At 67.1% G+C, this 26,995-nt stretch carries 21 protein-coding genes; 9 read left to right on the top strand and 12 right to left on the bottom strand.

The genetic code is table 11. The annotated features are described in order from the left end of the window. The 4 genes from DFR41_RS09510 to DFR41_RS09495 form a co-directional block, all read right to left on the bottom strand. Nucleotides 1–584, bottom strand: a 584-nt coding sequence (locus DFR41_RS09510; RefSeq protein ID WP_211322567.1) for an acyl-CoA dehydrogenase family protein, incomplete at its 3' end; no start/stop codon positions are given. Between the two features lie 155 nt (nucleotides 585–739). Beyond that, a complete protein-coding gene (locus DFR41_RS09505) occupies nucleotides 740–1,672 on the bottom strand; it encodes an electron transfer flavoprotein subunit alpha/FixB family protein (RefSeq protein ID WP_017761026.1) in 933 nt (310 codons plus the stop codon). Nucleotides 1,673–1,704: 32 nt separating this feature from the next. Beyond that, nucleotides 1,705–2,454 (bottom strand): electron transfer flavoprotein subunit beta/FixA family protein, encoded by a 750-nt coding sequence (locus tag DFR41_RS09500; protein ID WP_114802514.1) that lies wholly within the window; start codon nucleotides 2,452–2,454, stop codon nucleotides 1,705–1,707. 273 nt (nucleotides 2,455–2,727) lie between these two features. Then, complete coding sequence (locus DFR41_RS09495) at nucleotides 2,728–4,056, bottom strand: mechanosensitive ion channel family protein (protein ID WP_017761806.1); 1,329 nt, start codon at nucleotides 4,054–4,056, stop codon at nucleotides 2,728–2,730. 142 nt (nucleotides 4,057–4,198) lie between these two features. Here DFR41_RS09495 and DFR41_RS09490 point away from each other — a divergent pair, with 142 nt between their 5' ends. Next, complete coding sequence (locus DFR41_RS09490) at nucleotides 4,199–4,534, top strand: hypothetical protein (RefSeq protein WP_017761807.1); 336 nt, start codon at nucleotides 4,199–4,201, stop codon at nucleotides 4,532–4,534. Nucleotides 4,535–4,546: 12 nt separating this feature from the next. Here DFR41_RS09490 and DFR41_RS09485 read toward each other — a convergent pair whose 3' ends face one another. Further along, nucleotides 4,547–5,506, bottom strand: a complete 960-nt coding sequence (locus tag DFR41_RS09485; protein ID WP_017761808.1) for a histone deacetylase family protein — start codon at nucleotides 5,504–5,506, stop codon at nucleotides 4,547–4,549. A 77-nt stretch (nucleotides 5,507–5,583) separates the two neighbouring features. On the opposite strand from DFR41_RS09485, the gene DFR41_RS09480 reads away from it, so the two are divergent. The 6 genes from DFR41_RS09480 (at nucleotide 5,584) to DFR41_RS09450 (ending at nucleotide 12,969) form a co-directional block, all read left to right on the top strand. Continuing rightward, nucleotides 5,584–6,504 (top strand): AAA family ATPase, encoded by a 921-nt coding sequence (locus DFR41_RS09480; RefSeq protein ID WP_017761809.1) that lies wholly within the window; start codon nucleotides 5,584–5,586, stop codon nucleotides 6,502–6,504. Between the two features lie 18 nt (nucleotides 6,505–6,522). Next, a complete protein-coding gene (locus DFR41_RS09475) occupies nucleotides 6,523–7,491 on the top strand; it encodes a DUF58 domain-containing protein (RefSeq protein WP_114802513.1) in 969 nt (322 codons plus the stop codon). Nucleotides 7,492–7,498: 7 nt separating this feature from the next. Continuing rightward, nucleotides 7,499–9,499: a transglutaminase TgpA family protein gene (locus tag DFR41_RS09470; RefSeq protein WP_244917698.1), complete on the top strand. Its 2,001-nt coding sequence runs from the start codon at nucleotides 7,499–7,501 to the stop codon at nucleotides 9,497–9,499. Between the two features lie 33 nt (nucleotides 9,500–9,532). Next, nucleotides 9,533–10,645: a lytic murein transglycosylase B gene (gene mltB, locus DFR41_RS09465; RefSeq protein WP_114802512.1), complete on the top strand. Its 1,113-nt coding sequence runs from the start codon at nucleotides 9,533–9,535 to the stop codon at nucleotides 10,643–10,645. A 17-nt stretch (nucleotides 10,646–10,662) separates the two neighbouring features. Then, nucleotides 10,663–11,304: an HD domain-containing protein gene (locus tag DFR41_RS09460; RefSeq protein ID WP_114802550.1), complete on the top strand. Its 642-nt coding sequence runs from the start codon at nucleotides 10,663–10,665 to the stop codon at nucleotides 11,302–11,304. Between the two features lie 225 nt (nucleotides 11,305–11,529). Continuing rightward, entirely contained in the window at nucleotides 11,530–12,969 is a 1,440-nt protein-coding gene (locus tag DFR41_RS09450; protein ID WP_114802510.1) for a sensor histidine kinase, read from the top strand. A 25-nt stretch (nucleotides 12,970–12,994) separates the two neighbouring features. Here the strand turns inward: DFR41_RS09450 and glpD are convergent, their stop codons facing one another. Beyond that, nucleotides 12,995–14,605: a glycerol-3-phosphate dehydrogenase gene (gene glpD, locus DFR41_RS09445; RefSeq protein ID WP_211322566.1), complete on the bottom strand. Its 1,611-nt coding sequence runs from the start codon at nucleotides 14,603–14,605 to the stop codon at nucleotides 12,995–12,997. A 73-nt stretch (nucleotides 14,606–14,678) separates the two neighbouring features. Between glpD and DFR41_RS09440 the strand changes: the two genes are divergently transcribed. Further along, a complete protein-coding gene (locus DFR41_RS09440; RefSeq protein WP_244917697.1) occupies nucleotides 14,679–15,443 on the top strand; it encodes a DeoR/GlpR family DNA-binding transcription regulator in 765 nt (254 codons plus the stop codon). A gap of 42 nt (nucleotides 15,444–15,485) precedes the next feature. Next, on the top strand, nucleotides 15,486–17,054 hold the full coding sequence (gene glpK / locus DFR41_RS09435) for a glycerol kinase GlpK (RefSeq protein ID WP_114802507.1): 1,569 nt from the start codon (nucleotides 15,486–15,488) through the stop codon (nucleotides 17,052–17,054). Nucleotides 17,055–17,177: 123 nt separating this feature from the next. On the opposite strand, the gene DFR41_RS09430 is transcribed toward glpK, so the two are convergent. The 6 genes from DFR41_RS09430 to DFR41_RS09415 form a co-directional block, all read right to left on the bottom strand. Beyond that, the gene (locus DFR41_RS09430; protein WP_114802506.1) at nucleotides 17,178–18,701 is read right to left on the bottom strand and encodes a TolC family protein; all 1,524 of its coding nucleotides are present in this window, start codon (nucleotides 18,699–18,701) and stop codon (nucleotides 17,178–17,180) included. Beyond that, a complete protein-coding gene (locus DFR41_RS09425; RefSeq protein WP_170159332.1) occupies nucleotides 18,692–21,580 on the bottom strand; it encodes a calcium-binding protein in 2,889 nt (962 codons plus the stop codon). Before DFR41_RS09425 ends, DFR41_RS09430 begins: the two co-directional genes overlap by 10 nt. Nucleotides 21,581–22,084: 504 nt before the next feature. Then, entirely contained in the window at nucleotides 22,085–22,318 is a 234-nt protein-coding gene (locus DFR41_RS27340) for a hypothetical protein (RefSeq protein ID WP_147284329.1), read from the bottom strand. A gap of 260 nt (nucleotides 22,319–22,578) precedes the next feature. Then, a complete protein-coding gene (locus tag DFR41_RS27335) occupies nucleotides 22,579–23,079 on the bottom strand; it encodes a hypothetical protein (RefSeq protein WP_147284328.1) in 501 nt (166 codons plus the stop codon). Between the two features lie 7 nt (nucleotides 23,080–23,086). Continuing rightward, nucleotides 23,087–24,577: an HlyD family type I secretion periplasmic adaptor subunit gene (locus DFR41_RS09420; protein ID WP_114802504.1), complete on the bottom strand. Its 1,491-nt coding sequence runs from the start codon at nucleotides 24,575–24,577 to the stop codon at nucleotides 23,087–23,089. Further along, complete coding sequence (locus tag DFR41_RS09415) at nucleotides 24,574–26,736, bottom strand: type I secretion system permease/ATPase (protein WP_280525155.1); 2,163 nt, start codon at nucleotides 26,734–26,736, stop codon at nucleotides 24,574–24,576. The genes DFR41_RS09420 and DFR41_RS09415 overlap by 4 nt, the downstream gene beginning before the upstream one ends. Nucleotides 26,737–26,995: the final 259 nt, after the last annotated feature.

Here is a 26,995-nt window from a genome sequence, read left to right as displayed (position 1 = left end):
TAGATCTTGGTGCCGAAGACCTTGTAGCTGCCGTCGGGCTGCGGCTCGGCGCGGGTGCGCACCAGGGCGAGATCGCTGCCGGCCTGCGGCTCGGTCAGGTTCATGGTGCCGGTCCATTCGCCGCTCACCAGCTTCTCAAGGTACGTCGCCTTCAGTTGATCCGAGCCGGCCGTCAGCAATGCTTCGATGGCGCCGTCGGTCAGCAGCGGGCACAGCGCGAAGCTGAGGTTGGCGCTGTTGACCATCTCGCCGCAGGCCGCGCCGATGGTCTTGGGCAGGCCCTGGCCGCCGAAGTCCACCGGATGCTGCAGACCCTGCCAGCCGCCCTCCGCGTACTGGCGGAAGGCGTCCTTGAAGCCGGGCGTGGTGCGCACCGCGCCGTCCTTGAAGGACGAGGGGTCGCGGTCACCCGCCACGTTCAGCGGCGCGATCACGTCCTGCGTCAGCTTGGCGCATTCCTCCAGCACGGCGGCGGCGGTGTCCAGGCCGGCGTCGCCAAAACCCGGCATCTGGGCGATCTCGTCGATGCGCGCCAGATGCTCGATGTCGAACAGCATGTCCTTGATGGGCGCGGTATAGCTCATGGGTGTCTCCTCGAATGACGATGGCGAATGGAACGGTGCGCCGCACCGCCGCGTCCGGCATGCGGCCGCGCGGGCTGCGCGAAGGCGCGCCCGGCGAAGAAAAAAGGGCATCGCGAACGATGCCCTTGGGTGCGTGCTGCCGCGGGCCTAAAGCCTCAGAGCGCCTTGACCAGCTCCGGCACGGCCGTGAACAGGTCGGCTTCGAGGCCGTAGTCGGCCACGCTGAAGATCGGCGCTTCCGGGTCCTTGTTGATCGCCACGATCACCTTGGAGTCCTTCATGCCGGCCAAGTGCTGGATGGCGCCCGAGATGCCGGCGGCCACGTACAGCTGCGGCGCCACGATCTTGCCCGTCTGGCCCACCTGCAGGTCGTTGGGCGCATAGCCCGCGTCCACCGCCGCGCGGCTGGCACCGATGGCGGCGCCCAACTTGTCGGCCAGCGGCGTCATCACTTCCTGGAACTTCTCGCTGCTGCCCAGCGCACGGCCGCCCGACACGATGATCTTGGCCGCCGTCAGCTCGGGACGGTCGTTCTTGCTCACCTCGCGGCCCACGAAGGCGCTCTTGCCGCTGTCAGCGGCGGCGTCCTTGGTCTCGACCTGCGCGCTGCCGCCGGTGGCAGCGGCGGCGTCGAAGCCCGTGGTGCGCACGGTGATCACCTTCTTGGCGTCGGCCGATTGCACGGTGGCGATGGCGTTGCCGGCGTAGATCGGGCGCTCGAACGTGTCGGGGCTGTCGACCTTGGTGATGTCGCTGATCTGCGCCACGTCCAGCTTGGCGGCCACGCGCGGAGCGACGTTCTTGCCCGCGGCGGTGGCCGGGAACAGGATGTGGCTGTAGTCGCCGGCCAGGGCCAGCACCTGGGCCGCGACGTTCTCGGCCAGGCCCTCGGCCAGGCTCGCGCCGTCGGCATGGATCACCTTGGCCACGCCGGCAATCTGCGCGGCGGCCTGGGCGGCGGCGCCGGCGTTCTGGCCGGCCACCAGCACATGGACCTCACCGCCGCAGGCGGCAGCGGCCGTGACGGTGTTCAGCGTGGCGGGCTTGATCGACTGGTTGTCGTGTTCTGCAATGACGAGTGCGGTCATGTCTTGTCTTTCCTTCGTCGTGTCCGTGCCGATCAGATGACCTTGGCTTCGTTCTTGAGCTTGTCGACCAGCGTGGCGACGTCGGGCACCTTCACGCCGGCGCCGCGCTTGGCCGGCTCGCTGACCTTCAAGGTCTTCAGGCGCGGCTTGACGTCCACACCCAGGTCCTCGGGCTTGACGGTGTCCAGCGGCTTCTTCTTGGCCTTCATGATGTTGGGCAGCGTGACGTAGCGCGGCTCATTGAGGCGCAGGTCGGTGGTGACCACGGCCGGCAGGCTCAGGCTGATGGTTTCCAGGCCGCCGTCGACTTCGCGCGTGACCTTGGCCCTGTCGCCTTCGACCTCGACCTTGCTGGCGAAGGTGGCTTGCGGCAGGTCGGCCAGGGCAGCGAGCATCTGGCCGGTCTGGTTGGCGTCGTCGTCAATGGCCTGCTTGCCCAGGATGATGAGCGCGGGCTGTTCCTTGTCGACCAGGGCCTTGAGCAGCTTGGCCACGGCCAGGGGCTGCAGCTCCTCGGTGGTCTCGACCAGGATGCCGCGGTCGGCGCCGATGGCCATGGCGGTGCGCAGCGTTTCCTGGCACTTGGCTTCGCCGCAGCTGACGGCGATGACCTCGGTGGCCACGCCCTTTTCCTTCAGCCGCACGGCCTCTTCGACGGCGATCTCGTCGAAGGGGTTCATGCTCATCTTGACGTTGGCGATGTCCACCCCGCTGCCGTCGCTCTTGACGCGCACCTTCACGTTGTAGTCGACGACCCGCTTGACGGGGACCAGAATCTTCATTGGCTTGACTCCGTTGATTGCAAAAGGCGTGTTGCTGCGCAACTCAGCAAAACATTCTAGGGCGACCCCTCCGGCGGGCGTGCTTTGCCCGCTGGGACGACGCGGGCGGCCAGCGCCACCGCAATAAAAAGAACGATCGTGCTTTTTTGAAGATTATAGTGACGGATTCCTCGTGCGCTGCAGCATTGGCGACACGGACCGAGGGACAAGGCCGGCGCTGGAGCGGCCGTTGATCACCGGCCCACCACCCTTCGCAGCCCGCAACGGCCCCGTTCAGGCGCCTCCGGTGGCGTCCCCGCCGCCCTGCAGGGGCAGGCCTTCGCCGCCCGGGGGCGTCTGCTGGCCCATGCCGGGCGGCAGCGACGCCACCCGCACGACCCGCTGCGGAAAAGGAATGTCGATGCCGGCCCGCCGCAGTCCGTCCAGCACCGCGATGTTGACCGCCGAGCGCACGTTGTCTTTGCCCTTGTCCGGATCGCTGATCCAGTAGTTGAGCGTGAATTCCAGCCCGTCGGCACCAAAGTTGGTGAGGAAGGCCACCGGCTTCGGGTCGGCCAGCACCCGGTCCTGCGCGGCGGCGGCCTCGCACAGGATCGTCTGCACCTGCGTCGGATCGCTGTCGTAGCCCACGGCGATGACGGTGTTGAGATTGGTCTTGAGGTCCGCGAGCGTCAGGTTCTCGACCCGGCCCGTGATGATCGACTCGTTGGGCACGATGGCCTGCCGGCCGTTGCCGGCGCGGATCAGCGTGTAGCGGGTTTTGATGTCCGTGATGCGGCCTTCGAAAGTGTCGACCTTGACGCTGTCGCCGATGCGGATGGAGCGCTCCAGCAGGATCACGAAGCCACTCACATAGTTGGCCGCGAGCTTCTGCAGACCGAAGCCCAGGCCCACGCCCAGCGCGCCGCCCAGCACGGAGAGCGCGGTCAGGTCCACGCCCACGGCGGACAGTGCGAACAGCAGCCCGACCAGCAGCAGCCCGGCACGCACCGCGTTCGAGGCCACCTTGCGCATCGACAGGTCGCTCACCGCCGGCGTGAGCAGCCGCTTCTCGATGGTGGACGAGATCCACAGCGTGATCATCAGCACCACGCCGCACGACAGCACGCCTTCGAACAGCGTGCGCAGGCTGACCCGCGTCTTGCCGAAACCGAGGTTGATCGCCTCCAGTTCGGCCAGCACGGGCGGCAGCAGCCCCACGATCCAGAGGATGGCGGCCCCCCACGCCACCCACGAGATGGTGCGCTCCACCAGCCGCACCAGTGCCGAGGCCGGGAAGACGCGCCGCAACACCCGCGCGAACAGCCGGATGGCCAGCAGCGCCAGGAAGATCGACACCGCCACCCGCAGCAGCAGCGTGGGCTGCACCGTCAGCAGCAGCCGCCGCGCCAGATCCGTGAAGGCCAGCGCCAGCAGGGGAAAGAGCAAGCCGTCGAAGCTCTTCTCGCCGAACCACAGCGAATCGCCCGGCTGGTCGCGGCCGAACCACCGGGTCACGCCCCAGGCGAGCAGCAGGCACAGCACCAGCGCGGCGATCTCGATCCACAGTGTGCGGGCGTGCACCTCGGAGAGGCGCTGTACGAATCCATTCCAGTCGAGCATGCGCTGGCGGCTTCCCCTGCAGGGAAGATCACGGGAGTTGCGGGAGGGGCGAGGGTACCAAGCGGCGTCGGCTCGGCGAGCAGACGTCGATGTCAGCCGGCAACCGTCGGCATGCAGGGTGCCGACGGACAATCGTCCGCCCATGCCGCGCCGCCGCTCACGAGACCACCACCACGTCTACGTCGTGCTGCTGTCCGAGCGCGTGTGGAACGAGCCGGCCTTCCGCCGCGCCAACCCGGACCACGACATCCTCAAGCCCTGCGTCTACGTCGGCATGACGGGCCTGGACCCCGACCTGCGCTTCGACCGCCACATGGCTGGGGTGCAGGCCAATCGCTTCGTCCTGAAGTACGGCGAGCGACTCATGCCCGAGTTGTACGAAGCCTACAACCCCATGCCCTACCGCGCCGCCGTGGAGATGGAAGTGGAACTGGCGATCGGCCTGCGCGAGGCAGGCTACGGCGTCTGGCAGGCCTGAGCGCGCCGGCGCTCAGAGGTCGGCCAGCACCCGCACATGCGCCTCGACGCTACGGGCCAGCGCGTCGAGGTTGTAGCCGCCTTCCAGCAGCGAGACGATGCGGCCCTTGGCATACCGGTCGGCCACCTCGCGGATGCGGCTGGTGATCCAGATGTAGTCGTTCTCGTTGAGGCCGAGCTGGCCCAGCTCGTCCTCGCGGTGGGCGTCGAAGCCGGCGCTCACGATCACCAGCTCGGGCCGGAAGGCCTCCAGCCGGGGCATCCACACCGCCTCGATCATCTCGCGCACGTCCATGCCGCGGGTGTAGGCGGGGATGGGCACGTTGACCATGTTGTCGGCCGGTTGGTCGGTGCCGCTGAACGGGTAGAAGGGATGCTGGAAGATGCCCACCATCAGCACCCGCGGGTCGCCGGCCAGGATATCTTCGGTGCCGTTGCCGTGGTGCACGTCGAAGTCCACCACCGCCACGCGGGAGATGCCGTGCTCGTCCAGCGCATGCCGCGCCGCGATGGCCACGTTGTTCAGGAAGCAGAAGCCCATGGCCTGCTCGCGGCAGGCATGGTGGCCCGGCGGGCGCACGGCGCAGAAGGCGTTCTGCAACTGGCCGCCCATCACCGCGTCGGTGGCCGCGATGGCGGCACCGGCCGCGCGGCGTGCCGCCAGCAGCGTGCCGCGGCAGAGGGAGGTGTCGGGATCGACGGGCGCATGGTCGGGGCCACCGGCCGGCGCGTCGGCCACCAGGCGCTGGGCCAGGGCTTCGAGCCGCTCCATGTGCTCGGCGCTGTGGGCCCGGGTGATCTGGGCCAGGGTGGCCAGGGGGATGTCGTCGTCGTGGCGCTCCAGCGCATCGGCCACGCCGGTGACGAGCAGGCGGTCCTCGATCGCGTCCAGGCGCTCGGGGCATTCGGGATGGCCGCGCCCCATTTCATGCTTCCAGAAATCGCGGTGCGTGTAGTAGCCGGTGTTGCCCATGTCTCGTCTTCTCGTGCATGGCCCCAGGCGGCGGCCAGCCGGGGCGCATGCGCTATCTTCTGCGGATGGATACCAAAATGGACGTGGCCGCCAAGCTCGCCGCCTTACTGAATCAGCTTAACACGGTGATCGTCGGCAAGGCCCCCCAGGTGCGCGACGGCGTGGCCTGCCTGCTGGCGGGCGGGCACCTGCTGATCGAGGACGTGCCGGGTGTGGGCAAGACCACGCTGGCGCACGCGCTGGCCCACACCTTCGGGCTGCAGTTCTCGCGCGTGCAGTTCACCGCCGACCTGATGCCCGGCGACCTGTCGGGCGTTTCCATCTACGACCGGGGGCAGCAGGGCTTCGTGTTCCATCCCGGGCCGGTGTTCGCGCAGGTGCTGCTGGCCGACGAGATCAACCGCGCCAGTCCCAAGACCCAGAGCGCGCTGCTCGAAGCCATGGAGGAGAAGCAGGTCACCATCGAAGGCCAGACGCGGCCGCTGCCCGAACCCTTCTTCGTCATCGCCACGCAGAACCCGCTGGACCAGCTGGGCACCTTCGCGTTGCCGGAATCGCAGCTCGACCGCTTCCTGATGCGTATCTCGCTGGGCTATCCGGACCGCGCGGCCGAGCTGGAGCTGCTCTCCGGCGCCGACCGCCGCGAGATGCTGGGCACGCTGCCCGCATTGCTGACCGCGGGCGAGCTGCGGGCGATCCAGCAGCGCGTGCTGCAGGTGCATGCCGCGCCCGCACTGCTGGCCTATCTGCAGGACCTGATCGAGGCCACGCGCTCCGGCCGCTGGTTTTTGCAGGGGCTGTCGCCGCGTGCCGGCATCGCGGTGCTGCGGGCCGCCAAGGCGCAGGCGCTGCTGGCCGGGCGCGACTATGTGGCGCCCGACGACATCCAGGCCGTGCTGCCGCAGACCATCGCCCACCGGCTCAACCCGGTCGGCGATGCCGGGCGCGGCGCCATCGAGCAGGTGCGCGCCATGATGGCGGCCGTGCCCCTGCCCTGACCCGGGCGCCGACCGTCCATGGCCCTCCCCCTGCGCCAGCGCATGGAGACCTGGCTGCTCGCGCGCCGCGCGCCCAGCGACCAGGTCACGCTCACGCAAAGGCAGGTCTACATCCTGCCGACCCGCGCCGGGCTGCTGCTGGCCGCCACGCTGATGGTGCTGCTGGTGGCCTCGATCAACTACCAGCTCAACCTGGGCTACCTGCTGACCTTCCTCATCGCTGGCTGCGCTGTGGCCGGCATGCATGTGGGCCACGGCACGCTGCGCGGCCTGCAGATGCACCTGCTGCCGCCCGTGCCCGGCCATGCGGGCGCGGCAGCCGTGCTGCGGGTGGTGCTGCACAACACGGGCCGGCGCACGCGCTTCGGCATCGGTCTGGCCGTGCGCGGCAGCGGCCACTGGTCGTGGACGGATGTGCCCGCGCAGGGCGGGACCACGGTGGGCATCGCCTTCCTGCCGCCGCGCCGCGGCCTGCATGCCGTGCCCACGCTCACAGCCGAGACGCGCTTTCCCATGGGTGCCTTCCGCGTCTGGACCGTCTGGCGCCCGGCGGCGCAATTGCTGGTCTGGCCCGCCGCCGAGGTGGGTGCGCCGCCGCTGCCCACCGGCCCCGCCGATGCGGACAACACCAGCTCGGCCCGGCGCCAGGCCGGCGGCAGCGGCTTCGAAGGGGTGCGCGTCTACCAGCGTGGCGACCCGCTGCGCCAGCTGGTGTGGAAGCGCGTGGCCCGCGCGCAGGCGGCCGGTTCCGAGGAACTGGTCAGCCGCGACAGCCAGCAGTCCTCGCGCCATTCGCTCTGGCTGGATGCCGCCGCCACCGGCCTGCCCGATGCCGAGGCGCGGCTGTCCCGCCTGACGGCCTGGGTGCTGCAGGCCGACCGGCTGGAGCTCGACTACGGCCTGCGCATCGGCGGGCGCAGCCTGGGGCCGTCGCGTGGCGAAGCCCACCGACGTGCCTGCCTCGAAGCCCTGGCCCTTGCCCCTTGACGCTGCCGTGACCGCCCTGCCCCTTCGCCTTCGCACCCGCGCCGCCGGCCTACCGCGCGACGCGCGCGACACGCTCTTCCTGCTGGCCGTCATCGCGGTGGTGCTGCTGCCGCAGGTGCCGACGCTGCCCTTGTGGACCAGCGTCCTGACCGGCGCCGTATTGGTGGGGCGCGGGCTGCTGGCCTGGCGCTCTGCGCCGCTGCCGGGGCGGCGCTGGCGCGTGGGCATGTTGCTGCTCGCGCTGGCGGCCACCTGGCTGAGCTACCGCACGCTGCTCGGCCGCGAGGCCGGCGTCACGCTGGTGGTGGTACTGCTGGCGCTCAAGACGCTGGAGCTGCGCGCACGACGCGACGCCTTCGTGGTGTTCTTCCTGAGCTTCTTCGTGATGCTCACCAGCTTCTTCCAGTCGCAGTCGCTGCTGACGGCGGCGCTGATGCTGTTGGCGCTGATGGGGCTGCTCACCGCGCTGGTCAATGCCCAGATGCCGGTCGGCCGGCCGCCGCTCGCGCAGTCCGCGCGCATCGCGGCCTTCATGACCCTGGCCGGCGCGCCCGTCATGCTGGCCTTGTTCCTCTTCTTCCCGCGGCTGGCGCCGCTGTGGGGCACGCCCAACGAGGGCATGACCGGCCGCAGCGGCCTGTCGGCCACCATGCGCGTGGGCACCATCGCCCAGCTGGCGGTGGACGACGGCATCGCCGCGCGCGTGCGCTTCGACGGCGACGCCCCGCCCCCTCGCACCGCGCTGTACTTCCGCGGGCCGGTGCTGTCGCGCTTCGATGGCGTCGAATGGACATCGCCCGAGCCGTGGGAGCGCGGCCTGCCCCAGCTGCGCAGCCGCGGCAAGCCGGTGGGCTACGAGATCACGCTGGAGCCCAGCAATCGCCCCTGGCTGCTGGCCCTGGACGCCATGCGCACGGCGCCCGCCCTGCCCGACGGCCTGCGCGCGCTCCAGGGCGACGACCTGCAATGGAGCACCAACCGCCCCATCGGCGACCTGCTGCGCTACCGCGGCCAAAGCCAGCTGGACTTCACGAGCGGCCCGGTGCACCGGGCCGGCCTGCCGGGCTTCAACCTGGCGCTGCCGCCCGGCAGCAATCCGCGCACGGCCGCGCTCGCCCGCCAGTTGCAGGCACAGGCCGGCGGCAGCACGACGGCGCTGGTCGACGCCGTGCTGCAGCGGCTGCGCACCGGCGGCTACGTCTACACGCTGGAGCCCGGCGTCTACGGCGCGCAGACGGCCGACGAGTTCTGGTTCGACCGCAAGGCCGGGTTCTGCGAGCACATCGCCTCGTCCTTCGTGATCCTGATGCGGGCCGCGGGCGTACCGGCGCGCATCGTCACCGGCTTCCAGGGCGGCGAGATCAACCCGGTGGACGGCTACTGGACGCTGCGCAACAGCGACGCCCATGCGTGGGCCGAGGTGTGGGAGGAAGGCAAGGGCTGGTGGCGCGTGGACCCGACGGCGGCCGTGTCGCCGGGCCGGGTGGGCCAGTTCCAGCGCCTGGTGCCCCCGCCCGGCTTCCTCGCCGGGGCCATCGGCGCCATGAGCCCCACGTTGATGCAGCACGCCCGCGCGCTGTGGGAGGCGGTCAACAACGCCTGGAACCAGCGGGTGCTGAACTACACGCAGACCCGGCAGCTGGACCTGCTCAAGGCCCTCGGCATGGACAGCCCCAGCCCGGCCGACCTGGCCCGGGTGCTGCTGATGGCACTGGTGGCCGCCAGCCTGGGCGGCGCGGCCTGGGCCTGGCGCGAGCGTCGTCGCACCGACCCCTGGCTTCGGCTGCTGGCGCGGGCGCGTGCGCGCGCGGCCCGTGCCGGCGTGGCCGCGCCGACCGGCAGCCCGCCCAGGCGCCTGGCTGAGCTGCTGACCACGCGGCATGGCGAGGAAGCCACGCCGGCGCGCGAGTGGCTGCTGCGGCTGGAAGCCCAGCGCTACGCACGCGATCCGACCGATGGCCTGGCCGCGCTGCGACGGGACTTCCGCCGGCTGCGCTGGCCAGTGTGAACCTGGCCTTCACTCTTCGGCACAATCGCGCCGATGCGCTCCACCCCGTTCCTGCCGCTCGCGCTGTGCGCATCGCTGGCCCTGCCTGCCCATGACGCCGACGCCGCCCCGAAGCGCGACGACGCCCGCCGATCCGCCAAGCCATCGACGAAGCAGGCCGCCAAGCGCAGCGGCGCCGTCGGCGAGGCCTACGCCGGCCGCGCCGACGCCATGGCCTTCGCCGACGAGATCGCTGCCCGCCAGAACCTGGACGCCGCGTGGGTCCGCGCCACCCTCGCCCAGGCCCGCCTGCTGCCCAACGTGCCACGGCTGATGCTGCCCGCGCCGGCGGGCAGCGGCGCGAAGAACTGGGCCGCCTATCGCAGCCGCTTCGTCGAGCCGGTGCGCATCGGCGCTGGCGTTCGCTTCTGGCGCGACAACGCCGCAACGCTGGCGCGGGCCGAGCGGGACTACGGGGTGCCGGCCGAGATCATCGTGGGCATCGTGGGCGTCGAGACCATCTACGGCCGACAGATGGGCAGCTTCCGCGTGCTGGATGCGCTGGCCACCCTGGCCTTCGACTTTCCGCAGGCCCATCCGCGCGCCGCGCAGCGCCAGGCCTTCTTCCGCGGCGAGCTGGAGAACTTCCTGACGCAGGAGGGCCGCACCCACGCCGACCCCACGGCGCCGGTCGGCAGCTACGCCGGCGCCATGGGCATGCCGCAGTTCATGCCCAGCAGCATCGCCAAGTACGCGGTGGACTACGACGGCGACGGCCGCATCGACCTGGTGAACGACCCCGAGGACGTGATCGGCTCCGTGGCCAACTACTTCAAGGCTTTCGGCTGGCAGCCGGGCCTGCCGGCCACCTATGGCGTGCGCGTCGACGCGGCGCGTGCCCAACTGCCCGTGCTGCTGGCGACCGACATCGTGCCCAGCTTCAGCGCAGATGCCTTCGTCGCCGGCGGCGCACAGCTCGACGCCGACGGCCTGCGCCACCGCGGCCTGCTGGCCCTGATCGAGCTGCAGAACGGCCCGAGTGCGCCGGCCAGCTACGTCGCCGGCACGCAGAACTTCTACGTCATCACGCGCTACAACTGGAGCAGCTACTACGCCATGGCGGTGCTGGAGCTGGGCGCCGCAGTCCGCGCCGCGATGGCGCAGTGAGCGAAGAAGCCGCCGCCATGGACCGCGACGCCTTCCTTGCCCGCCACGGCGCCGGCTGGCTACAGGCCTGGACCGACATCGGCGCGCAGGCACCGGTCGGGCTGCTCGACCAGCTCTGCACCCGCTATGCGGAGCCCCAGCGGGGCTACCACACGCTGCAGCACCTGGACGAGTGCCTGCACCTGCTGGCCGCGCACCGCGGTCTGGCCGAGCGGCCCGCCGAGGTCGCGCTGGCCCTGTGGTTCCACGACGCCGTGTACGACGTGCATGCCGGCGACAACGAGGCCCGCAGCGCCGATTGGGCACGGGATGCCCTGATCACGGCGGGCGCGCCAGCCGGAACGGCCGGACGCGTGCATGCCCTGGTGATGGCGACGCGCCACGGCCAGCCCGGCGCGCAGGCGCCCCAGGACCCGGACACCCGGCTGCTGCTGGATGTGGACCTGGCCATCCTCGGCGCACCGCCCGCCCGCTACGCCGAGTACGAGCGCCAGATCCGCGCCGAATACGCCCATGTGCCGCCCGAGGTGTTCGAGCCGCGGCGCCGGCAGTTGATGGCGGGCTTCCTCGCCCGCCAGCCGCTCTACCTGACGGCCGGAATCCGTGCCGAACGGGAGCCACAGGCGCGGCGCAATCTCGCTGCCGCCGTGGCGGGCTGATCGCCAGCGCGCGCCGACGCGGCAAGCGGCAAGCGGCAAGCGGCAAGCGGCAGGCGGCAGGCGACGGGCTGCGGGCTGCGGGCGGCCGGCCAGGTCGGCCAGGTCGGCCTGTTGTCCCACTCGAACTTTGGTGTTCATCGTCCGTCCGGAACCGGGCACCCCCGCCAATGTCCTACAAAGGCGCGACACTGGCCGCCTCCGCCCCCTCGGACCCACTTTCCACCCATGAGCGCTGACGCCCTTTCCTTCCCGACGCCCGACGCGGGACCCCAGCGCATCACCGGCGCCTCGGCCGCGGCGCTCTGTCCCCCGGAATCCGAGATCGACCTCACTGTCCGAGAACCCGCCCGCGTCGCCCTGACCGCAGCACTGGGCCTGCTCGACCACGACGTGGACGAAGCCGTCGGCCATGCGGTGTCCCTGGTCCGCAGGCTCACGCATTCGCCGGTCTCGTTCTTTGGCGCCATCGGGCCCGAGGTCGACCACTACAAGGCAATCGAAGGCGCAGGGCCTCCGCTGTCCGACACCCGCACCATGGCGGGACGCACCTTCTGCCACTACACCCACGCGCTCGGCCGGACGTTGGCCATCGAGGACACCCGGGCCGAGTCGCCGTGGCGCGAGGTTCCGACGGTCCGCACGCTGGGCGTGGCCGCCTACCTGGGCGTGCCGGTGCGGCACCAGGGGCAGGTGGTCGGCAGCCTGTGCGTCATCGACCAGGTGCCGCGTCGCTGGGGCGAGCAGGAGATCGACCTGCTCGAAGCCATGGCCCAGTCCATCGAGCGTGAACTGGCCCTGCGCGCCACGCTGCGCGTGGCCCGCGACGACATGCGGCGCCAGGCCGAGCTGGTGCTCGAACGCGAGACGCTGGTGGCCAACGTGCTGCACGACCTGGCCACGCCCATGCTGTCGCTGCAGCTGAGCCTGGCCATGCTGCGAAAGCGCCATCCTGGCGAGGCCGACGCGCTGGCCGGTCTGGGCCATGCCACCGACATGCTGCGCGAGCTGGTGGGTGCCCTCAACGGCCGGCGGCTGGCGCGTGGCGGCGTCGGCGACACGCCGCCGATGCCCGCCGAGCCCGCACTGCCCATCAAGGCGGGCCTCACCTCGCGCGAGCTGCAAGCCACGGCGCCGACGGCCGACGAGCCGGCCACCGGCCCGCTGGCGCTCGACGCCGTGCTGGTGGACGTCGCCCGCATGGTCCAGCCCATCGCGGCCCGCGACGGGTTGCGCCTGCAGACCCATCTGGACAGCGGCGGCCGGGTGGCCGTGGGCCGCGGCGAACTGCTGCGCGTGGCGGGCAACCTGCTCAACAACGCCATGAAGTTCAGCCGGCCCGGCGGCACGGTCACCCTGGCCAGCGGTCGCGACGCGCAGCCCGGCTGGGTCTGGATGGCGGTGCGCGACGAGGGCGTGGGCATGACGCCCGAAGAGGTCGACCGCTGCACCGAGCGCGGCTACAGCAACGGCAAGGGCCGCGCGCACAGCACGGGGCTGGGCCTGGCCATCGCCCGGCAGTTCGCCCTCGAAGGGGGTGGCGAGCTGCGGGTGCGCAGCGAGGTTGACCGCGGCACCGAGGTGCTGATCCGCTGGCCCGACAGCCGGCCGGCCTCGGCCTCCGGCGCCTCCTGGGGCACGCCGGCGCAATCCTCGACCGTCGGCTGACGGCCGCCTCCCCGGGAGCGCGGTTTCAGCGGGCTGCGCTCAGGCTGGGTGTGACGGCGAACCGGCGCATCCAGGCGGCCACCGCCTCCCGCTGCGACGGGTCCAGATGCAGACCGAGCTTGGAGCGGCGCCAGAGCACGTCGTCGCCAGTGCGTGCCCATTCCTCGTCGGCCAGGTAGCGCAGCTCGCGCTCGAATACGCCCGGCGCCACGGCTGCCCCCAGGTCCGCCATGGCCGCTGCATCGCCGAGCACCTGGGCAATGCGGGTGCCGTAGGCGCGCGACCAGCGCCGCGCAAGCGCCGCATCGAGCCAAGGATGGCGCCGCTGGACTTCCTGCACGAAGCGCTCGAACTGCGCATCGGGCGGCAGCCGCCGGCTCTCCACGGGCAGCCAGCTCGCCAAGTCGCCGCCGGCCAGCGGAGCGGTCTCGGTCCAGGCGGGACGCCGGTCGTTCAGCATCTCGCCGACGGCATCGGCCGCATCCTCGGCGAGCTTGCGGAAGGTCGTGATCTTGCCGCCCCAGACCGACAGCAGCGGCGCGGCCTCGATGTGGCGCTCCAGGAGGTAGTCGCGCGTGACGGCGGACGGGTCGCCCGAGGCATCGTCCAGCAGCGGCCGCACGCCGGAATAGGTCCACACCACGTCGGCCGGCGTCACGGCACGCTCGAAGTAGCGGCTGGCCTGTTCGCACAGGTAGTCGATTTCGCCCGGGGTGATGCGGCCGGCCCGCGGGTCATGGCCTTCCAGTTCCAGGTCGGTGGTGCCGATCAGCGTGAAGTCCTGCTGGTAGGGAATCGCAAAGATGATCCGCTGGTCGGGGTTCTGGAAGATGTAGGCATGGTCGTGCTGGAACATCCGCGGAACGACGATGTGGCTGCCCTGCACCAGGCGCAGGCTGCGCTTGGCCAGCGACTCGCCGCCCGCGGGCGTTGCCGCGCCGCGCAAAAAGGCCTCAGCCCAGGGGCCGGCGGCGTTGACGAGTGCCTTGGCCTGCACGGCGCGGGCGGCATGGTCGGCGGTCTCCAGCGTGCAGAGCCAGCCCTCGGTGCCACGGCGAGCGGCCACGCAGCGCGTGCCGGTCAGGATCTGCGCGCCGCGCGCCCGCGCGTCGAGGGCGTTGAGCACCACCAGTCGGGCGTCGTCCACCCAGCCGTCGGAGTAGACGAAGCCGCGCTTGTAGCGCGACTTGAGCGGCGCCCCGGCCGGATGGCGGCGCAGGTCGACGCTGCGCGAACCCGGAAGCACTTCCCGCTTGGCCAGATGGTCGTAGAGAAACAGGCCGGCACGGATCATCCACGCCGGCCGCATGGCCGGATCGTGCGGCATCACGAAGCGCAGCGGCCACATGATGTGCGGCGCGCTCTTGAGCAGCACCTCGCGCTCCGCCAGCGCCTTGCGCACCAGCGAGAACTCGTAGTACTCCAGGTAGCGCAGGCCGCCATGGATCAGCTTGGTGGAGGCCGAGGAGGTGTGCGCGGCCAGGTCGTCCTGCTCGCACAGCACCACCTTGAAGCCGCGACCGGCCAAGTCGCGCGCGATGCCGCAGCCATTGATGCCGCCCCCCACCACCAGAACGTCGCACTGGATGGGGTCGAGCTCGAAGCTGGCGGCGCGAATATTTTCGGATCCGTTCATTTCGATTCCTTTTGGCGCGATTCTGCCCGATATCTTTGCCCTTATCATTTCGTTTGTTTTCGGATCGACGCGCGTGAACCACTCCAACCCTCGCCAAGTCCAGCTGCTGGACACCGTCCGCACCCGCGGGAGCGCCACCGTCGAGCAATTGGCGGAAGAGCTGGGCGTGACGCTGCAGACGGTGCGCCGCGACGTGCAGCGCTTGGCCGACGCCGGCCTCCTGGCGCGCTTCCATGGCGGCGTACGGGTGCCGGTTTCCACCATCGAGAACATCGCCCATCCGCAGCGGCAGATGCTCCATGCCGAAGCCAAGGCGCGCATCGCGCGGGCCGTGGCGGCGCAGGTGCCGCACGACTGCTCGCTGATCCTCAACGTGGGCACCACGGCCGAGGCCATCGCCCGCGCGCTGCTGCAGCACCGCGGGCTGCGCGTCATCACCAACAACCTGCATGTGGCCCACATCCTGGCCGGCAACGAGGCCTGCGAGGTCATCGTGGCCGGCGGCACGGTGCGCGCCCGCGACCGCGCCGTCGTGGGCGAGGCGACGATGGACTTCATCCGCCAGTTCAAGGTGGACATCGCCCTTGTCGGCTGCTCGGGCATCGAGCAGGATGGCACGGTGCGCGACTACGACCTGCGCGAGGTGAAGGTGGCCCAGGCCATCATTGGCCAGGGCCGGGAAGTCTGGCTGGCCGCCGACGCCAGCAAGTTCAACCGGCCGGCGATGGTGCAGGTGGCGCCGCTTGCGGCCATCGACCGGCTGTTCACCGACGCCGAGCCGCCGGCCCCCTTCCCGGCGCTGCTGGCCCAGGCGCAGGTGCGCTGCGAGATCGCCTGAACGGCAGGCCAGCGCCACCCCAATCCCACGGAGACGACACCCATGGCATCCCCCACCGACTACCTGCTCGCCCTGGACCAGGGCACCTCCAGCTCCCGCAGCATCGTGTTCGACCGCAGCGGCCGCATCGTGGCCATGGCCCAGCGCGAGTTGCCGCAGATCTACCCGCAGCCCGGCTGGGTGGAGCACGACCCGATGGAGATCTGGCGCGGCCAGTTGGCCACCGCCCGCGACGCGCTCGCCAAGGCCGGCCTGAAGGCCAGCGACGTCCGTGCCATCGGCATCACCAATCAGCGCGAGACGACCGTGCTCTGGAACCGCCGCACCGGCCAGCCCGTGCACCATGCCATCGTCTGGCAGGACCGCCGCGCCGAGCCGCTGTGCGCAGAGCTGCGCGCCCAGGGCATGCAGGCCGAGATCCAGCGCAAGACCGGCCTGGTGATCGACGCCTACTTCTCCGCCACCAAGCTGCGCTGGCTGCTGGACGAAGTGCCCGGCCTGCGCGCCCAGGCCGAAGCCGGCGAGCTGGCCTTCGGCACCGTGGACAGCTGGCTCATCTGGCAACTCACCGGCGGCCGTGTGCATGCGACGGACGTAACCAATGCCTCGCGCACGATGCTGTTCGACGTGCACCGCAATGCCTGGGACGACGAACTGCTGGCCGCGCTGGACATCCCCGCCGCACTGCTGCCGCACGTGCAGCCCTCCAGCAGCCTGTTCGGCGAAACAGACCCAGCGCTGCTCGGCGCCGCCCTGCCCATCGGCGGCGTGGCCGGCGACCAGCAGGCCGCCCTCTTCGGCCAGGCCTGCTTCGACGCCGGCATGGCCAAGAACACCTATGGCACGGGCTGCTTCCTGCTGATGCACACGGGCGAGCGCTTCCAGCCTTCGAGCAACGGACTGGTGGTGACCAGCGCGGCGCAACTGGCCCCACCCTTCACAGGCCCAGGCAACGCGCGTCGCGGCATCCAGGTCCAGAACGGCCTGACCGGCGCCGCGCCGCAGTACGCCATGGAAGGCAGCGTGTTCGTCGGCGGTGCCGTGGTGCAGTGGCTGCGCGACGGCCTGCAGGCCATCAAGGGCAGCGCCGAGGTGCAGGCCCTGGCAGAGAGCGTGCCCGATGCCGGCGGCGTGATGATGGTGCCCGCCTTCACCGGCCTGGGCGCGCCCTATTGGAACGCCGACGCCCGCGGCACCATCACCGGCCTCACGCGCGGCACGACCGTGGCCCACATCGCCCGCGCCGCGCTGGAGAGCATCGCCTACCAGAGCGCCGCACTGCTCTCGGCCATGAGCCGCGACGTGGAGGCTGCCGGCGGCGCGTCCGTCGCCGAGCTGCGCGTGGATGGCGGCGCCTGCGTCAACGACCTGCTGATGCAGTTCCAGGCCGACCTGCTGGGCATCCCGGTGGTCCGCCCTGCTGTCGTCGAGACCACGGCCCTGGGCGCGGCCTTCCTGGCGGGCCTGTCGAGCGGCGTCTACGCCGGCACGGACGAGCTGTCGGCTCTATGGAAGGCCGAGCGCCGCTTCCTGCCTACGCTCAGCCGCACGCAGGCAGAGGCGGCGATGGCGCGTTGGGAGCACGCCGTGCGGCAGGCGACAGTGGCCTGAAGTCAGAAGCTCTGGGCAGCGCGCCTCCACCCGTCCGAGCGCCCCAGCGCAGACATTTTTGCGCAAAGTGCAGACGCGCCTCGAACACGAGGACGGACGCCACCCCCAGTCCGATCTGGCCTGTCAGTTACGAAGCAGCTCCGGCCCCAGATTGCCTGCCGCCGCAGCCAGCCGCAGCGACGCGGCGTGCCACTCCGTCACGCTGCGCACACGCTGCAAGCGGGCATCGTCCAGGGTCTGCTGCGTATTCAGCACTTCTCTCAGATCCGCAGCCCCCGCCCGGAAGCGCCTGAGCGCGCTTGCATGTGATGCACCGGCACTCTCGAAGAGGACACCCGACGCGCGCAGCGTGTCGCCGGCCGCAGCGAGCGCTGCGTGGGCCTGCACGATCTCTGCAAGCATCTTCTGGCTTTCTTCCTGCGCCTGCGCCTCGCGCTGCTCCACGACGGCCTGAGCGGCTCGAATGCGATAGCTCCGCTCGAAGCCTTCGAACAGGGGCACGGTCAACACCACCGCCATCTGGCGCTCCCGGCTTGGTGCCGTGCTCAAGCTTTGGTCTGGCCGGCCATTGCGGTATTCGGCCGCAACCAGATCGAGCGTCGGCCGGCCCTCGGCGCGTGCGGCATCCACCTGCGCGCGCGCGGCGCTTTCCTTCAGACGCGCCGCTGCAACGGCGGGATGAAGCAGCCGCGCGTGCGACAGCACAGGGTCGAGCGCCGGCACCTGGGGCGATTCGGGTGCGGCCAGGGCTGGGAGCATGAACGGCAACTGCGGCGGCAGGCTCGTCCATGTCGCAAGCACCGCCCTGGCCTGGGCCAAAGCCCCTTGTGCCCGGCTCACCTCCAGCTCTGCGCGCGCCTGGGCTGTGATCGCCTGCAGTCTGTCGGCTTCGGCTGCGGCGCCGGCACCCTGCTTGCGCTCGACGCTGGCCAGCGTGGCGTGGGCCACCTCCCGGTTCGCACGATGTGCCTCCAGCGCAGCATGGGCGGCCTGCACGTCGAAGTAGGCCTGAATGCCTGCGCCCGTGACCTGCAGCACGGTCGCATCGCGTGAAGACAGAGCGGCGGCCAGGAGGTCGGCGGCGGCGTCGATGTTGGCGTCTCGTCCACCGGGGTCCAACAGGCGCCATGTCAACGACAAGGCCGAACTCTCACCGCGCGTCCGATTGCTGGTCGATCGGTCCGCTGCATCGATGGCCGTGACATCATCCAGACGCCTGAAGGTCGCGCTCAATCGAGGCAGGTAGGCAGACCGGGCCTGCCCCAGGGCCGCGACCTCAGCCATGACGCCGGCCCGGGCCAAGCGGACCCTCGGGTTCAGGCACAACATGCGCGCAACCGCGTCATGCAGTGTCAGCACGCCCTCTGCCAGTCCAATGCGCGGACACGCGTCTTCCGTCTCCGCGCTGGCCTGAGCCATTGCCGCCGCTCCAAGCGGATCGGCGACGAAGGCTCGGACGTCATCACCGACGCCCGCCGCGGCCGGCCGCACAGCCCCTGCTGCCAGCAGCATGACCATGGTCATCTGCAGCGCAGCCTGGAAAACGGCCACGACAGGGCGTCGCCCGCGCCGCATGAGTTGGGCGTTGGCCGGTCCCACCTTTGCTTGCAGCGGGCCCGCCGTATTGCGCAGCCCGCTCAGCGCCATGCGGCCGCGAGCGTCGGCGCCAAGGCGTTCTGGTAATCCACGGGCAAGGTGGACTGCCCCGCAGCCGGCGGCGCAAACGACGCCATGGCCTGAACCAGTTGGGCCACGTCCGCGTTGCTCAACGAATGCCCGTCACCCGCACCAATGCGCTCGATCTGCGAGGCTGCACCGTTGAACCAGCCCGAAACCATGACCTGGTCCGACGTGCCGATCACGTTGATCTGGAGGTTGTTGCCAACACGGCTGAACCAGAGCTGGTCTGAGCGGATGCCGGTGCCGAACTGAAGAAGATCCTGGTTGCCGGCCGTGGCGTCGACATCCATGATCGTGTCGGCGCCGTCGCCCAGGTTGAACATGTAGGTGTCGTTGCCCACATCACCGTAGAGCATGTCCATGCCTGTTCCGCCGATCAGCGTGTCGTTCCCCGCGCCGCCCATCAGCATATCGACGCCTGCACCGCCATCCAGGAAATCGTCCTTGGCGCCTCCCATGAGGGTGTCAGCACCGCCCAGGCCATACATACGGTTGACGTCATCGGCGGTGCCCATCAGGAAGTCCGTACCTTCCGTTCCCTTGAGCGCCACCCGGCTGGCGAATGCCGCCCGATCCCACGTCACACCGTCGGCAAAGCGCACCTGTTCGATCCCAAACGCCGAGGACAGAAAATGATTCGAGATGGTCACCTGGTCCGCGCTTCCGTAGCGCAGCACGAGGTCATAGTTCTTGCGTTCGATCGCGGTCAAGGCCGTCGACGCGACATCGCTGAACGTCACGACATCCACGCTGCCGGGCGCGGTTTCCGACTCCGAGATGGTGTCCATGCCGTCGCCCACGCTGAACACATAGGTGTCGCTGCCGTCTCCCCCACTGAGCGTGTCATTGCCCCTGCCGCCGATCAAGGTGTCGTCGCCTCCGGATCCACTCAGGCGGTCGTCGCCCACACCGCCATCCAAAGTGTCATTCTTGGCACCGCCGTAGAGCGAGTCGTTGCCCTCCAGGCCAAACAGGCGATTGGTCAGGTCGGCAGCGCCCAACAGGGTATATGCACCCGATGTGCCGTTGGTCACCACCTTGCTGCTGAGGGCCGCCTGGTCCCACGTCACCCCATCAGCAAAGCGCATCTGCTCGACGCGGTAGGCCGCAGACGTGAAGTAACCCGACACCGTCAACTGGTCGGCGCTGCCGTAGCGCAGAACCAGGTCGCTGTTCCTGCGCTCCACCGAGGTCACCGCTGTCGAGGCGACATCGTTGAACTGCACCACGTCCGTGTTGCCGGCCGTGGTGTCGTAGTCCGAAATGGTGTCTACGCCGTCGCCCAGATTGAAGACGTAGGTGTCGTTGCCCACCCCACCAGTAAGCACGTCATTGCCCGCTCCACCCATCAGCGTGTCATTGCCCGCGCCCCCAGTCAGCGAGTCTTTGCCTGCCCCGCCGTCGAAGATGTCGTCGCCCGTCCCACCATCGAAGCTGTTGGCCGCGGCGTCGCCGAAATAGATGTCGCCTCGGCTGGTGCCCGAGACGGCCCCCGCCGTCAACACATCCATGGCGCTGAGCATGGCGCGCGTGGCCGTATCCGTGGGCGCACCCTCGACCCAGCGGCGCAGGGTGCCCATTGCGTCGAATCCAGCAGCCGTCAGGCTGGAGGACGCATATCGGCTGAGGTCCACCAGGTCTGCAAACGCCTCCTTGGCGTTACTGGCCTTGGACGACTCCAGGCGCGCCACGAGTGCCGACGTGTCGAAGCTGATGCCGCTGTCATCGATACGCAAGGCGATGCTGTCGAGGTAGGGTTTGAGGCGCGTCTGAACGACCAATGCCCCATAGACGCTTTGCTTGAGTGCCTCGTAGCTTTGCTGCAGCAGCGCGACCTGAGCCGCAGGTGGGTTGATCGCGTAGGCAGCGCCACTGCTGCTGGTGGCCGCCGTCCACGTGACGCCTGCTACGACATTCGTGTTGGCAGTCGTGCCTGAGCTGGTCTGTGGCGGCAGCGTGTAGAAACGCTCGCCGTTGAACACTTCCAGCACCCCGACGAGGTTACGGAACTGCTCAGCGGTCATCCCGGCGGGTGCGGTGATGCTGACGTTGACACTGCCGGCAGCACCCAGGTTGCTCTCGATCGTGCTCCAGTAGTCGCTGCTCTTGGCCCACTGGGTGATCAGGTTGTCGATGAGAGCCATCTGCGCATCGCGCGTGCCGGCTTGAGCGAATGCCGTCACGCTCGAAGACAGCGTCGCGCTGAGCGTTGCCGCCTGCCGCAGATCAAGGGCCCGGCCGGAGCCCTGCATGTCCGGCAAGGCCTGCGCCGTGGCGGAGACGGAGACGGCCTGCGTGAATTCGCGGTAGAAGGCATTGGCCTGAAGGTCGACAGAGCCGACCGTGCGCTCTTTGGCGACACCGTTGCTGCTCTGGGTGAAGCTGGCACTTTGTGCGACGACATTGCCGTTGATGGTTGTGCCGGCTTGACTGCCGCCAGTGGCGTTGCTGGCGCTGCCTGTGACGCCAATGCGGCTGATGCCCAATTGATCGAGCGTGAACAGTTCGCCGGCGTCCGAGACGCCATCCTGATCCAGGTCGCGCCAGACTTTGACCTGGCCCCATGCGGCGTCGGCGCTGGTGAAGTTGCCGTCGTGATTGGCGTCGAGATCGGCCAGAGCATCGAAGCCGTTGGCCGCCTTCTGGCCGTTGAGTTTGAGGGTTTCGTCACCGAACAATTCGCGGCCCGAGGTGATGCGGCCGTCGCCGTCGACGTCGCGCACAAGAATGCCGTCGTCTGCGCCGATCCAGCCCGTGCCAGTGCGCACACCGTCGGCGTCGTGGTCGAACAGGACCGAGCCACTGGCGGATTTCAGCTCCAGGCCGTCGCCGTCCAGGTCGAGCATTAGAGGATCGACAGGCGGGCGGAAGCTTTTTGCTGTCCTATAGCAACCGTTGACCCCCGAACTTATCACTGGTGCATCAACTGGGACCCTGGGGCTAGCAAATAAATCATCGATCAGATCAAAAATCGGACTCCAATCATGATTTTTTGACCAACGATTAGCTGAATCGTAAGCTATTTTGAATGCCTCCGCAGTAACTTGATCCATAAGAAAGGAAGCTGCAGGCCCAAGAGGAAGCACGGCGATTCCTGCAAGAGTACCGAGCACTGCAGCGAAGCTATCTCTTGTTAGCGAATTAGTATCTTCCTTGACCGCAGCTGACGTAAGCTCACCAAAGAGTTGAACGTCAGTAACGCCCCCAAGAATCGGAACTGTGTTATTGGCCTCGTCGCGCACTAGCTTTACCAAAGCGCCACTTTGAGCAGCATCCGTTAAAGTAGATCCAAATTTAGCGGCATCAACCAAGAAAATTCCATTCTTCGTGATATGAACAATATAACTCATTTAATCCTCCTTGACGCGAAAATAAGCAATTAAAAAAAATGCTGCAAAAATTAACCAATAAATTTGAATGCCTAAATTATTATTATTTATATCCCATAAAATAGAAAAGAACCAACCCCACTTGCCCCCCTCTGGGCGAACCGCTGTAGGTTTAAAAAATTCAGCAGAAGCTGCAATCATAGAAATAACAGCCATTCCAAGGTAGCCGTTTTTTTTAAATTTCTTGTCGATCATAAAATGATAAATATTGATGAAAGCAAAAATTCATGACCTGAGTTAAATGAATTAAAATTTCTTCGCAGCAGATTAGATGCAAACAGGATTAGCCATGCGTCCTCTTCCACCGCCATCGCCGCTTTGGGCGGAGCTTCTACTCAGCACCACGGTATTGCCGTTGATGATCAAGGTTCCATCCGGCATAAAAACGCCCGATGCTGCATCGCAAGCAGATACGTGACCTCCGACGACACTCGTGATAAAAGAAACAGTGCTAGTCATCGATTTTCCTTCTTATCGATATAAAGACAAAACAGAATCGCCCCAATAGCAAGAAATAGTTTTAAACAAAATGCTTCTCTAAAAGATCCCCTTTCATAATATGAGTAAATGTCTTTAGGAAAAGTTATTTGCTTTCCGTCTTTTGAAATTGACCAAATAAACAATTCTCTTCGCCTTAGAAATGATTTAATTGGCGAATAACCGATAGTGATTCTTGCTCCACGAAGCTCATTAATTTCTTCTTCAGACAAAACATACTGTCGGGCACGACGATTTCCCAAATCATAAGGAAAACTTGCTGAATAGATTTCGTTATTCTTATAAAACTTGAAATTTGGTATTACTGAGCTTGCGTAGGAGATTTCGACCTCCTCATAGACCAACTCCTCTAAAGCAGGCGGACTATTAAAAATATTTTCAACATATCCAACAAATAGATAGAAATAGAAAAATAGTGCCAAAATTGAAAGCTCGTATTTTTTTAATGATTTCATCATTTCAGTGCTACCGTTCTTTCAGACTCTCATTCATGGCACGTTGAACAGGACTGAGTAGATATTCAATCAGCCGCCGCCGGCCCGTCTTTATTTCAGCGGTCAAGTTCATGCCCGGACTCAGCCTGATGGCCTTTCCGTCGACATCGATCGTGTTGCTGGACACAGCGAGCGTGACCGGGAAGATGGCCCCTTTTTTCTCGTCGGTGACTGCGTCGGCAGTCACGGTTTTCACCGTGGCTGGAATCGTGCCGTAGCGGGTAAAGAGAAAGGTTTCGAGCTTGATCTCGGCCTCCTGACCCACTTGCACGAAACCAATGTCTTTGTTTTCCAGCATCACTTCGGCTGTGACCGTGACGTCGTCGGGCACGACGACCAGCAAAGCCTGGGCTTCGGTGACGACGCCGCCCTCGGTGTGCACGGCAAGCTGTTGCACGGTGCCCGCGACGGGCGACGTGAGCGTGGTCAGTTTTTCGCGGTAAGCGGCCTTGGTCTGCTCCTGGCTCGCCTGGCTGCGCTTGAGGTCCGCTTCAGCTTCTTTTTGGCGCAGGGTTCGTGCCGTTTCGGCGAGGTAAGCCGAAAGGGCATGCTCGCTTTCGCGCAATGCGGCGTTGGCTTCCTGAAGGCGGGCACGCTGGGTGCCAAGGTCGCGCTCCATTTCGATGCGCTCGCGCACCCGGTCTTGCGTGGCATGTTGTGAGACATCGCCCTGGGCCGCCAGGGCCTGGAAGTCGATTTCGCGCTGGCGTGCCATTGGCAGGGTCGATTCCAATTTGGCGATCAGTTCGCGCACCGTGCCTGCCTCGGCCAGCCGGCGCTGGATTTCGGCGCGGGCCTTGGTGATTCGGGCGGCGATCTCGCTCCACTCTGCCGCCAGCTGGGTTTGGGCTGCATTGATATCTTCCGCCAACCATTGGGGCGGGACGTCCTTGGCGTTCAGATGAGGCGTCTGGACGGATGCGGCAGGGTGATGCGCGGGTTCCTGGACGAGCGATGCAAGGGCCGCGCGGCTGCGCAGCACCTCGGATTCGGCCGCCTTGAGGGTCTGTTGGACGGACGCGTTGTCCGCGCTGGCCTGGGTCGGATCCAGTTCGACCAAGGGCTGGCCCGCATATACATGGTCGCCGTCGCGAACAAGTACCCGCCGAACGACGCTGCGCTCCAAGGGCTGTACGACCTTGGTTCGATCACTCACGATGATCTTGCCCTGCGCCACAGCCACGATGTCGACCTGCCCCACCGTCGACCACACGAGCGCGACCGAGAACAGCACGACGATGCTCCAGGCCAGCCGGCGGGGTGCAGGATGGACAGGCGTCTCCTGGAGACTCAACGCCGCCGGCAGAAATGCCGCCTCATCGGTCAGGCGAGCCGGCCCAGCCAACTCATGACGCCGCTCCCAGGCTGCGCCGAACACCGCGCGATAGCGGCCCAGCAACTCCCACGCCGGATGGGCGGGCTTCACGGATTCGGAAGCCGTGCCGACCTGCGAAGCGCTCATGAGACCGATGCTCCTGTGAAGGCGTCTGCTTCCATCTGCGTGGCACCTTGCATTGCCCACAGGCGCGCATAGATGCCATGAGGGTGTGCCATGAGCGCATCGTGGTTGCCCGTCTCGACGACACGCCCCCTCTCCATGACCACGATGCGATCCGCCTGCCGCACGGCCGAAAGTCGGTGCGCGATGATGAAGACCGTCCGCCCTTTGCAGATGGCCGCCATATTGCGCTGGACGATGGCCTCGCTTTCATAGTCCAGGGCACTGGTGGCTTCATCGAAGATCAGGATGCGGGGCCGGGTGAACAGCGCCCGAGCGATGGCAATGCGCTGGCGCTGCCCGCCGGAAAGGCTGGCACCCTGCTCGCCCACGACGGTGTCGTAGCCCTCCGTCAACTCACTGATGAAGTCGTGTGCGCCAGCCATCTTGGCCGCCTGCATCACCATGTCCAGCGGCGCGGCGGGATCGGCAATGGCAATGTTTTCGCGAATACTGCGGTTGAAGAGCAAGTTCTCCTGCAACACGACGCCGACTTGCCGACGCAACTGGGTCGCATCGATCAACCCGATGTCGATGCCGTCGACCAATACCCGCCCCTGCTCTGGCACGTACAGCCGTTGAACCAACTTGGTGAGCGTGCTTTTGCCCGAGCCTGAACGGCCGACAATGCCGATCACTTCACCGGGTGCGGCATGCAGGCTCACGCCGTTCAGGACCGGGGCGGACTCCGGGCGATAGCGAAAGACGACATTCTCAAGCTGGACCCTGCCAGCAAGAATTGGCAACTGCGCGGCAGCAGTGGGAAGCACCTCCGGGCGCGAATTCAATATGTCGCCCAGACGCGCCATTGAAATTCCCGTCTGCTGAAAGTCGGTCCACAGCTGAGCCATGCGCATGATGGGTTGCGCCACACGCTGCGCAAACATGTTGAAGGCCACAAACTGCCCCACCGTGAGCGTGCTCTCCATCACCAAATGCGCGCCGAACCAAAGCGTGGCGGCATTAACGATTTTTCCGATCAGATTGACTCCCTCGTGTGCCCAACTGGCCAGGTTCTGCGTCTTGAAGCTTGCGCTGACATAGGCGGCCAGCTGATCTTCCCAGCGCCGAGAGAAGGAAGGCTCCAGCGCACCCGCTTTTACTGTCTGGATGCCGGTGATGGTCTCGACCAGCATGGCCTGGTTTTCAGCGCCACGGGCAAATTTGACGTCCAGGCGCTGACGCAGCAGAGGAACCACCAGCAAGCTCAATCCAAAATACAAGGGAAGACTCGCGAGAACAATCAGGGTCAAAGTGACGCTATAAAAAAGCATCACTGCGACGAAGACGACGGAGAAGAGAAGATCCAAAACGACAGTGAGCGCATTCCCCGTCAGGAAACTACGAATGTTCTCCATCTCTCGCACGCGCGCCACCGAATCGCCCACGCGTCTGGCTTGGAAGTAGGCGAGTGGAAGCTGCACGAGATGTCGAAACAACTTGGCTCCCAGTTCGACATCGATTCTGCTGGTGGTGTGGCTGAAGATGTAGCTGCGCAGACCCGTCAGAATGCTCTCGAAGACGACGACCACGAGCAAGCCAATGACGATCACGTCCAGCGTGGTCACGCCTCGATGGACCAGCACTTTGTCCATGACCACCTGGAAAAAGAGCGGGCTGATGAGCGCGAAGAGCTGGAGAAACAGGCTGACGATCAGGACTTCGCCGAGAAGACGGCGATATTTGACGAGACTGGGGATGAACCAGGTGAAATCGAACTTCCCCAAGCCGTCGAGCAGGCTGGCTCGGCTGGAGAAGAGAATAATTTCGCCAGTCCAAGTCTCGGAAAAGACCGCCAGCGTTTCGACCGTCGGACGCTGGCTTCCTGAAAACCCTTGGCTCAGTATGCGCTCGCCATCGCATTGAGCAATCAGGACGATCCGGGCAGAAGTCTCTCCCGCAGGGCGCATGTAGGCCAGTGCGGGCAATGGGGTGAGGCGGAGTCGATCAATGCGGGTCCGCGCGAATTTCGCTTTGAGCCCGATCAAGCGCGCAGCGCGGACCAAGGTGTTGGGGTCCACGACGTCCGCGGACGTGAGACCGAGGCGGTGCATCAACGCGGCAGGCTCTGCCGAAATTCGATGCATCCGCGCGATCATGCAAAGCGCGCTGAGTTGCGACAGTGCAGTTTCGGGAGAACGCCGCCCTCCCGAGAAATTGCCTGGCGCGTCGCCGCCCTGCGCGTCGGCATGCGCTCCGCCTCCGCCCGTGTCGAATGCCACTATTCCTCCCCTGCGGCACTCCGGCCGCTGTGAGCGAGGACTCTATTCGAGGCTGGAGAGAGCTTATGGCACGCGGACGAACAAAGCTGGCAACTGCTTCATTAGTTCACAGGTCCGGTGCCTCACCGGACGCGTGACGTTGCTCCCACAGAACAGGGAG

This window comes from Pseudacidovorax intermedius (assembly GCF_003350475.1).
GTDB classification, from domain to species: Bacteria; Pseudomonadota; Gammaproteobacteria; order Burkholderiales; family Burkholderiaceae_C; genus Xenophilus; species Xenophilus intermedius.
The sequence above is the reverse complement of the archived record's forward strand: the minus strand, read 5'-3'. Positions and strand labels throughout refer to the sequence as shown.

Bases quoted from the DNA above. Each gene is read 5' to 3' on its own strand.
- DFR41_RS09460 (WP_114802550.1), top strand. From the start codon at position 10,663: ATGGACCGCGACGCCTTCCTTGCCCGCCACGGCGCCGGCTGGCTACAG.
- DFR41_RS09450 (WP_114802510.1), top strand. From the start codon at position 11,530: ATGAGCGCTGACGCCCTTTCCTTCCCGACGCCCGACGCGGGACCCCAG.
- glpK (WP_114802507.1), top strand. From the start codon at position 15,486: ATGGCATCCCCCACCGACTACCTGCTCGCCCTGGACCAGGGCACCTCC.
- DFR41_RS09425 (WP_170159332.1), bottom strand. From the start codon at position 21,580: ATGCTCGACCTGGACGGCGACGGCCTGGAGCTGAAATCCGCCAGTGGC.
- DFR41_RS09505 (WP_017761026.1), bottom strand. From the start codon at position 1,672: ATGACCGCACTCGTCATTGCAGAACACGACAACCAGTCGATCAAGCCC.
- DFR41_RS09490 (WP_017761807.1), top strand. From the start codon at position 4,199: ATGCCGCGCCGCCGCTCACGAGACCACCACCACGTCTACGTCGTGCTG.
- glpD (WP_211322566.1), bottom strand. From the start codon at position 14,605: ATGAACGGATCCGAAAATATTCGCGCCGCCAGCTTCGAGCTCGACCCC.
- DFR41_RS09500 (WP_114802514.1), bottom strand. From the start codon at position 2,454: ATGAAGATTCTGGTCCCCGTCAAGCGGGTCGTCGACTACAACGTGAAG.
- DFR41_RS09495 (WP_017761806.1), bottom strand. From the start codon at position 4,056: ATGCTCGACTGGAATGGATTCGTACAGCGCCTCTCCGAGGTGCACGCC.
- DFR41_RS09475 (WP_114802513.1), top strand. From the start codon at position 6,523: ATGGCCCTCCCCCTGCGCCAGCGCATGGAGACCTGGCTGCTCGCGCGC.
- DFR41_RS09485 (WP_017761808.1), bottom strand. From the start codon at position 5,506: ATGGGCAACACCGGCTACTACACGCACCGCGATTTCTGGAAGCATGAA.
- DFR41_RS09430 (WP_114802506.1), bottom strand. From the start codon at position 18,701: ATGGCGCTGAGCGGGCTGCGCAATACGGCGGGCCCGCTGCAAGCAAAG.
- DFR41_RS09480 (WP_017761809.1), top strand. From the start codon at position 5,584: ATGGACGTGGCCGCCAAGCTCGCCGCCTTACTGAATCAGCTTAACACG.
- DFR41_RS27340 (WP_147284329.1), bottom strand. From the start codon at position 22,318: ATGATCGACAAGAAATTTAAAAAAAACGGCTACCTTGGAATGGCTGTT.
- DFR41_RS27335 (WP_147284328.1), bottom strand. From the start codon at position 23,079: ATGATGAAATCATTAAAAAAATACGAGCTTTCAATTTTGGCACTATTT.
- mltB (WP_114802512.1), top strand. From the start codon at position 9,533: ATGCGCTCCACCCCGTTCCTGCCGCTCGCGCTGTGCGCATCGCTGGCC.
- DFR41_RS09420 (WP_114802504.1), bottom strand. From the start codon at position 24,577: ATGAGCGCTTCGCAGGTCGGCACGGCTTCCGAATCCGTGAAGCCCGCC.